Raw genomic sequence first — 6,483 nt, 5'->3', positions numbered from 1 at the left:
TGCTTGCGCAGGGTCACCTTGCAGCCGATCGGCATGCCCTCGCGGACCTTGAAGGTCGCGATGGCCTTGCGGGCCTTGGTGATGACGGGCTTCTGGCCGGCGATGAGGGCCAGATCGCCTGCGGCGACGGAGGCCTTCTTCGAGTCGGCGGTGGACTCGCCAACGCCCATGTTGATCACGATCTTCTCGATGACCGGAACCTGCATGGGGTTCTTGTAGCCGAACTCCTCGATCAGCTTCTGGCGCACCACTTCGTCGTAGTGCTTGCGCAGGCGCGGGACGTACCCGTCGTTGTTCTTCTCAGCCATCGATCAGATCCCCCGAGCGCTTGGCGAACCGGACTTTGCGGCCGTCGTCGAGAATGCGGAAACCAACGCGCGTGGGCTGACCATCCTTGGGGTCGGCGACGGCGATGTTGGACAGGTGAATCGCAGCTTCCTTGGAGACGATGCCGCCTTCCTGGTTCTGCGTCTGCTTCTGGTGCTTCTTGACCAGGTTGATGCCGCGCACGAAGGCCCGGTCTTCCTTGGGGAGCACCTGGATGACCTCGCCCGAGCGACCCTTGTCGCGACCGGTGAGGACGACGACCTTGTCGCCTTTCTTGACCTTGGCGGCCATTACAGCACCTCCGGCGCGAGCGAGATGATCTTCATGTGGTTGCGGGCACGCAGCTCGCGCGGAACCGGTCCGAAGATGCGGGTGCCGATCGGCTCCTTCTGATTGTTGATCAGAACGGCGGCGTTCTTGTCGAAGCGGATCACCGAACCGTCGGGACGCTTCACTTCCTTCGCCGTGCGAACGACGACCGCCTTCATGACGTCGCCCTTCTTCACGCGGCCCCGGGGAATCGCTTCCTTGACGGAGACCACGATGATGTCGCCGACACCGGCGTACTTACGCTTCGACCCGCCCAGAACCTTGATGCACATCACGCGGCGCGCACCAGAGTTGTCGGCGACGTCCAGATTCGTCTGCATCTGGATCACGGGCAGTGACCTTTCCATTGTTTCAGGCGGGTTTCCGCACGCGGACGGTATTGTCCGGCGGACGACGCCTGATGGGGATCTGATGTCCCCGGCTCATATGAAACGCCGCGCAATCGGTGTCCGTGGACCCCGGCGCGGTCGCCGCGTACGAAGGGTGCGGACACCCCTCTCATCTGTCGCGAAGGCATGCCCACTACACCGGGCGGCTCCAACGCGCAAGGTCTATTTACGGCGCCGCAGGTTCGTCGAGGAACGCGCGGGCGCCGCCAGGCACTCGGCCCAGGGACCGTGGGGGCAACGAAAAAGCGGGCGCCCGACGAGCGCCCGCTTCAACGTTCGTGCATGAAACTCAGGCCTCGGCCGGAGCAGCCTCGGTGGCGGCAGCGCCCTCGACGAGTTTCCAGGTCTTGGTCTTCGAGAACGGACGGCACTCCTCGATCGACACTGTCTGGCCGACCTTGGCGACGTTGGCTTCGTCGTGGGCGTGGTAGTTCTTCGAGCGACGGACGGTCTTCTTCATCACCGGATGGGTGAAGCGACGCTCCACCTTGACGACGATGGTCTTCTCGCCCTTGTCGCTGACGACGACGCCCTGCAATACGCGCTTCGGCATGGTGTACTCCTCAGGCCTGCGCGGACTTCAGCGTCTTCTGACGCTGGAGCGTACGGACGCGGGCGATATCGCGGCGGACTTCGCGGACGCGCGCGACGTTCTCGAGCTGGCCGGTGGCGCCCTGGAAGCGCAGGTTGAACTGCTCCTTCTTCAGGTTCAGCAGCTCATCGTTCAGCTGATCGGGCGACAGGGCGGCCAGATCCGACTGTCTCTGCGACGACTTCATGATCCCCTCCTCCCTTAGTCAGCGATGCGCTGAACGACGCGCGTGCGGATCGGGAGCTTCGCCGCGCCGAGGCGCAGAGCCTCCTTAGCGACATCCTCGGCCACGCCGTCGACTTCGAACATGATACGTCCGGGATGCACGCGGGCAGCCCAGAACTCGGGTGCGCCCTTACCGGAGCCCATGCGGACTTCGGTGGGCTTGGCGGTGACCGGAACGTCCGGGAAGATCCGGATCCAGACACGGCCCTGACGCTTCATCTCGCGGGTGATCGCGCGGCGGGCCGCCTCGATCTGCCGCGCGGTGATGCGCTCGGGCTCGATGGCCTTCAGGCCGAACGTCCCGAAGTTGAGGTCGAAGCCGCCCTTGGCCGCACCGTGGATGCGACCCTTGAACTGCTTACGGAACCTGGTCTTCTTGGGTTGCAACATGGCAGCCTCTCAACACCTTTCTGGGTGACGGGGTCACGAACACGCCGTCAGGCGTGCTCGCGCCGGCCGCGCTCGCGGCCACCCTCACCATCGCGCTCGCGACGGCCGCCCGAACGGCCACCCTCTTCCTGCGCCTTCTTGTCCTGTGCCATCGGGTCGTGCTCGAGGATCTCGCCCTTGAACACCCACACCTTGATGCCGCACGTCCCGTAGGTCGTGAAGGCGGTGGCGACGCCGTAATCGACGTCGGCACGGAGGGTGTGCAGGGGCACGCGGCCCTCGCGGTACCACTCCTGGCGGGCGATCTCGGCTCCGCCGAGGCGGCCCGAGCAGTTAATGCGGATGCCCTCGGCGCCGAGACGCATGGCCGACTGCACGGCGCGCTTCATGGCGCGACGGAAGGCGACGCGGCGCTCGAGCTGCTGGGCGATCGAGTCGGCCACCAGGGTAGCGTCGATCTCGGGCTTGCGCACCTCGACGATGTTGATCGTCACTTCGGCCTTGGTCAGCGTGCCGACCAGCTTGCGAAGCTTCTCGATGTCGGCGCCCTTCTTGCCGATCACCACGCCCGGACGACCCGAGTGGATGGTGACGCGGCACTTCCGGTGCGGACGCTCGATGACGATCTTCGAAACGGCAGCCTGCTTGAGCTGCTTCATGAGGGCGGCGCGGATCGCGACGTCCTCGTGCATGAGCTTGGCGTATTCACCCTTCTGGGCGAACCAGCGGGAGTCCCAGGTCCGGTTGATACCGAGCCGCAGACCGATCGGATTGACTTTCTGGCCCATCAGGTCCTCCTCACGCCGCTTCGGCGGTCGGGACTTCGCGCACCACGATGGTGAGGTTCGCGAAGGGCTTCAGGATACGGGCGCCGCGGCCACGCGCACGGGCGTGGAACCGCTTCAGCACGAGCGCCTTGCCGACGAACGCCTGGGAGACGACGAGATCGTCGACGTCCAGGTTGTGGTTGTTCTCAGCGTTGGCGATCGCGCTCTCGAGGCACTTCTTGACCTCGCGGGCGATCCGCTTGCGGGAGAATTCGAGATCGGCGAGCGCCGAGTCGACCTTCTTGCCGCGAATGAGCTGCGCGACGAGATTGAGCTTCTGGGGGCTGACGCGCAGCATGCGCGCGACGGCCTGAGCCTCGTTCTCGGGGAGCGCGCGGGGAGTGGCGGGCTTGCCCATGATCAGCGCCTCTTCGACTTCTTGTCGGCTGCGTGACCGTGGAAGGTGCGGGTCGGCGAGAACTCGCCGAACTTGTGGCCGACCATTTCCTCGGAGACGTAGACCGGGATGTGCTTCTGTCCGTTGTGCACACCGAAGGTGAGCCCGACGAACTGCGGCAGGATCGTGGAGCGGCGGCTCCAGATCTTGATGACTTCGTTACGGCTGGAACCGCGAGCGGCTTCGGCCTTCTTGAGGAGGTAGCCGTCGATGAACGGCCCCTTCCAGAGCGAGCGTGCCATGGGCGTTACTTCTTACGGTTATGACGGCTGGACAGGATGAAGACGTCGGTCCGCTTGTTCGAGCGGGTCTTCTTCCCCTTCGTGGGAACGCCCCAGGGCGTGACCGGGTTACGGCCGCCCGAAGTGCGCCCCTCGCCGCCGCCGTGCGGGTGGTCGACCGGGTTCATGGCAACGCCGCGCACGTGCGGGCGCTTGCCGAGCCAGCGGTTGCGGCCGGCCTTGCCGAGCGAGATGTTCATGTGGTCCGGGTTGGAGACCGCGCCGACGCTGGCGAAGCACTGACCGTGGACCAGGCGCTGCTCGCCCGAGTTCAGGCGGAGCGTGACGTAGCCCTGATCGCGGCCGACGATCTGGGCGTAGTTGCCGGCGGAGCGGGCGATCGCGCCGCCCTTGCCGATCTTGAGCTCGACGTTGTGAACGATCGTGCCCACCGGCATGTTGCCGACCGGACCGGCGTTGCCGGGCTTGATGTCGACCTGCTCGGCCGCGATCACCTTGTCGCCGGGCGACAGGCGCTGCGGAGCCAGGATGTAGCTCTGCGTGCCGTCGGGGAAGGCGATCAGCGCGATGAACGCGGTGCGGTTCGGATCGTACTCGATCCGCTCGACGGTGGCGGACACGCCCATCTGCTCGCGACGCTTGAAGTCGACGTTGCGGAGCGTGCGCTTGTGTCCGCCGCCCCGGAAACGGACCGTGATGCGGCCGAGGTTGTTGCGGCCGCCGGACGACGACTTGCCCTCGGTGAGCTTCTTGACCGGCTTGCCCTTGTAGAGCTCACGGCGGTCGACGAGCACGAGCTGGCGAAGGCTCGGTGAGGTTCGTCGCCTTCTCGGTGATGACCGGGGAGACGATGATGTCGTAGTGGCGCGGATCGGCACTCATTGGAAACGCGCCTCCAGCGCATCGATCGCTGCGCGGGTCAGCACGAGCTTCTCGCGACGCAGGATGTCGTACACGTTAATGCCCTGGATCGGCAGCACGTCGATCTGCGGGATGTTGCGGGCGGCGCGTGCGAAGTTCACGTCCACCTCGGCACCGCCGATGATCAGGGCGCTGGACAGGCCCATCTTCTCGAAACGCTCGACGAGCGCCTTGGTCTTGCCCTCGGCGAGCTTCACGTCGTCGACGATGATGAGGGTGGAATCCTTCACCTTCGCGGACAGGGCGTGCTTCAGAGCGAGCGCGCGGACCTTCTTCGGCAGATCGTGGGCATGGCTTCGCACGACCGGACCGAAGGCACGTCCACCGCCGCGGAACTGCGGAGCGGAGGCGGCGCCGTGACGGGCGTTACCCGTGCCCTTCTGCTTGTAGAGCTTCTTGCGGGTGCGGTTCACGTCCGAGCGGTTCTTCACCGCGTGGGTGCCCGCCTGCCGCTTGGCCAACTGCCAGCGCACCATGCGCTGCAGGAGGTCGACGCGAGGCTCGAGACCGAAGATGGTCTCGTTGAGGTCGACCGAACCGGCGCCCTCGCCGTCGAGGGTGGTGATATCGAGCTTCATCACGCGTTCTCCTCGGAAGCGGGAGCCTCGGGAGCCGGCGCTTCGGTAGCGGTGGCAGACGCGCCCTGCTCACGGAACTTGCCAGGCTGCGGAACGTCCGCGGGGAGCTTGCGCTTCACCGCGTCGCGGATCTGGATCCAGCCGCCGGCGACACCCGGAACGGCGCCTTCGACGAGGATGAGGCCACGCTCAGGGTCCGTGCGCACGACGCGCAGGTTCTGGGTGGTGACCCGGTCGACGCCCATGTGACCGGGCATCTTCTTGTTCTTGAAGGTCTTGCCCGGGTCCTGGCGACCACCGGTCGAACCGATCGAACGGTGCGAGATGGACACGCCGTGGGTGGCGCGAAGACCGCCGAAGTTCCAGCGCTTCATACCACCGGCGAAGCCCTTACCCGTGGTGGTGCCCGTCACGTCGACGAACTGACCCGGGATGAAGTGATCGGCGGTGATTTCCGCGCCGACCGGGATCAGCTTGTCCTCGGACACGCGGAACTCGGCGAGCTTCTGCTTGGGCTCGACCTTGGCGACCGCGAACCGGCCGCGCTCGGCAGCCGACACGTTCTTCACCTTGGCCTTACCGACGCCGACCTGAAGGGCGACGTAGCCGTTCTTCTCGACGGTACGGTGGGCAACCACTTGGCATTGATCGATTTTAAGCACGGTGACGGGGACATGTTCGCCTGCATCCGTAAAGATGCGGGTCATGCCGACCTTCTGTGCGATGACGCCTGAGCGCATAGGTGTCTCCCTCGCGCGATTCTACGGTAAGCTCTAAATCCCGGCGGGACTTAGAGCTTGATCTCCACGTCCACGCCGGCGGCGAGGTCGAGCTTCATCAGCGCGTCCACGGTCTGCGGCGTCGGATCGACGATATCGAGGACGCGCTTGTGGGTGCGCATCTCGAACTGCTCGCGCGACTTCTTGTCGATGTGCGGCGAGCGGTTGACGGTGAACTTCTCGATATGCGTCGGCAGCGGGATGGGGCCACGGATGGTGGCGCCGGTGCGCTTGGCCGTCGAGACGATCTCGCGGGTCGACGCATCGAGGATGCGATGGTCGAACGCCTTGAGGCGGATGCGAATATTCTGACCGTTCATGACCTGAAACCTTGGCGGGGCGATGGGGGGCGGGCGCGAGGACCCGCCCCTCAATCGTTCCCTGCAGACTGACCGTTTGGACGGACGATTACTCGTTGATGGCGGCGACGACGCCGGCGCCGACGGTGCGTCCGCCTTCACGGATGGCGAAGCGCAGCTTCTCTTC

Annotated in this window: 13 protein-coding genes and 2 pseudogenes; all 15 read right to left on the bottom strand. The window is 65.5% G+C overall.

The window, feature by feature from the left end:
* Positions 1-308: 50S ribosomal protein L5 (gene rplE / locus K2X24_RS07010; protein ID WP_292496137.1), on the bottom strand; the 308-nt coding region annotated here is incomplete at its 3' end.
* Complete coding sequence (gene rplX / locus K2X24_RS07005) at positions 301-618, bottom strand: 50S ribosomal protein L24 (RefSeq protein ID WP_055949297.1); 318 nt, start codon at positions 616-618, stop codon at positions 301-303. The genes rplE and rplX, both read right to left, overlap by 8 nt.
* Positions 618-986: a 50S ribosomal protein L14 gene (gene rplN / locus K2X24_RS07000; protein WP_055949294.1), complete on the bottom strand. Its 369-nt coding sequence runs from the start codon at positions 984-986 to the stop codon at positions 618-620. Before rplN ends, rplX begins: the two co-directional genes overlap by 1 nt.
* Positions 987-1,335: 349 nt before the next feature.
* Positions 1,336-1,599, bottom strand: coding sequence for a 30S ribosomal protein S17 (gene rpsQ, locus K2X24_RS06995; RefSeq protein ID WP_238280532.1), 264 nt, complete (start codon positions 1,597-1,599; stop codon positions 1,336-1,338).
* A 10-nt stretch (positions 1,600-1,609) separates the two neighbouring features.
* Positions 1,610-1,825 (bottom strand): 50S ribosomal protein L29, encoded by a 216-nt coding sequence (gene rpmC, locus K2X24_RS06990; RefSeq protein ID WP_018044221.1) that lies wholly within the window; start codon positions 1,823-1,825, stop codon positions 1,610-1,612.
* Between the two features lie 14 nt (positions 1,826-1,839).
* The gene (gene rplP / locus K2X24_RS06985) at positions 1,840-2,253 is read right to left on the bottom strand and encodes a 50S ribosomal protein L16 (protein ID WP_056091591.1); all 414 of its coding nucleotides are present in this window, start codon (positions 2,251-2,253) and stop codon (positions 1,840-1,842) included.
* 47 nt (positions 2,254-2,300) lie between these two features.
* A complete protein-coding gene (rpsC, locus tag K2X24_RS06980) occupies positions 2,301-3,041 on the bottom strand; it encodes a 30S ribosomal protein S3 (protein WP_056481096.1) in 741 nt (246 codons plus the stop codon).
* A gap of 10 nt (positions 3,042-3,051) precedes the next feature.
* A complete protein-coding gene (gene rplV / locus K2X24_RS06975; protein ID WP_055949281.1) occupies positions 3,052-3,438 on the bottom strand; it encodes a 50S ribosomal protein L22 in 387 nt (128 codons plus the stop codon).
* 2 nt (positions 3,439-3,440) lie between these two features.
* Positions 3,441-3,719 carry a 30S ribosomal protein S19 gene (rpsS, locus tag K2X24_RS06970; protein ID WP_055949278.1) on the bottom strand — a complete coding sequence of 93 codons (279 nt, stop codon included), beginning with the start codon at positions 3,717-3,719 and terminating at the stop codon, positions 3,441-3,443.
* 5 nt (positions 3,720-3,724) lie between these two features.
* Positions 3,725-4,513 (bottom strand): 50S ribosomal protein L2, encoded by a 789-nt coding sequence (gene rplB, locus K2X24_RS06965; RefSeq protein WP_292496118.1) that lies wholly within the window; start codon positions 4,511-4,513, stop codon positions 3,725-3,727.
* A 7-nt stretch (positions 4,514-4,520) separates the two neighbouring features.
* Positions 4,521-4,601: pseudogene (locus tag K2X24_RS06960) on the bottom strand (50S ribosomal protein L23); the annotation flags it as partial.
* Positions 4,598-5,218: a 50S ribosomal protein L4 gene (rplD, locus tag K2X24_RS06955; protein ID WP_238280536.1), complete on the bottom strand. Its 621-nt coding sequence runs from the start codon at positions 5,216-5,218 to the stop codon at positions 4,598-4,600. The gene rplD and the pseudogene K2X24_RS06960, both read right to left, overlap by 4 nt.
* Entirely contained in the window at positions 5,218-5,958 is a 741-nt protein-coding gene (rplC, locus tag K2X24_RS06950) for a 50S ribosomal protein L3 (RefSeq protein WP_292496117.1), read from the bottom strand. Before rplC ends, rplD begins: the two co-directional genes overlap by 1 nt.
* A 50-nt stretch (positions 5,959-6,008) precedes the next feature.
* Positions 6,009-6,317, bottom strand: coding sequence for a 30S ribosomal protein S10 (gene rpsJ, locus K2X24_RS06945; RefSeq protein WP_018044230.1), 309 nt, complete (start codon positions 6,315-6,317; stop codon positions 6,009-6,011).
* 88 nt (positions 6,318-6,405) lie between these two features.
* A pseudogene (locus tag K2X24_RS06940) lies at positions 6,406-6,483 on the bottom strand (elongation factor Tu); the annotation flags it as partial.

The organism is Methylobacterium sp. (assembly GCF_019750675.1).
In the GTDB taxonomy this organism is placed as follows: Bacteria; Pseudomonadota; Alphaproteobacteria; order Rhizobiales; family Beijerinckiaceae; genus Methylobacterium.
The sequence above is the reverse complement of the archived record's forward strand: the minus strand, read 5'-3'. Positions and strand labels throughout refer to the sequence as shown.

Bases quoted from the DNA above. Each gene is read 5' to 3' on its own strand.
- rpsS (WP_055949278.1), bottom strand. From the start codon at position 3,719: ATGGCACGCTCGCTCTGGAAGGGGCCGTTCATCGACGGCTACCTCCTC.
- rplV (WP_055949281.1), bottom strand. From the start codon at position 3,438: ATGGGCAAGCCCGCCACTCCCCGCGCGCTCCCCGAGAACGAGGCTCAG.
- rplD (WP_238280536.1), bottom strand. From the start codon at position 5,218: ATGAAGCTCGATATCACCACCCTCGACGGCGAGGGCGCCGGTTCGGTC.
- rplC (WP_292496117.1), bottom strand. From the start codon at position 5,958: ATGCGCTCAGGCGTCATCGCACAGAAGGTCGGCATGACCCGCATCTTT.
- rpsC (WP_056481096.1), bottom strand. From the start codon at position 3,041: ATGGGCCAGAAAGTCAATCCGATCGGTCTGCGGCTCGGTATCAACCGG.
- rplX (WP_055949297.1), bottom strand. From the start codon at position 618: ATGGCCGCCAAGGTCAAGAAAGGCGACAAGGTCGTCGTCCTCACCGGT.
- rpmC (WP_018044221.1), bottom strand. From the start codon at position 1,825: ATGAAGTCGTCGCAGAGACAGTCGGATCTGGCCGCCCTGTCGCCCGAT.
- rplP (WP_056091591.1), bottom strand. From the start codon at position 2,253: ATGTTGCAACCCAAGAAGACCAGGTTCCGTAAGCAGTTCAAGGGTCGC.
- rpsJ (WP_018044230.1), bottom strand. From the start codon at position 6,317: ATGAACGGTCAGAATATTCGCATCCGCCTCAAGGCGTTCGACCATCGC.
- rpsQ (WP_238280532.1), bottom strand. From the start codon at position 1,599: ATGCCGAAGCGCGTATTGCAGGGCGTCGTCGTCAGCGACAAGGGCGAG.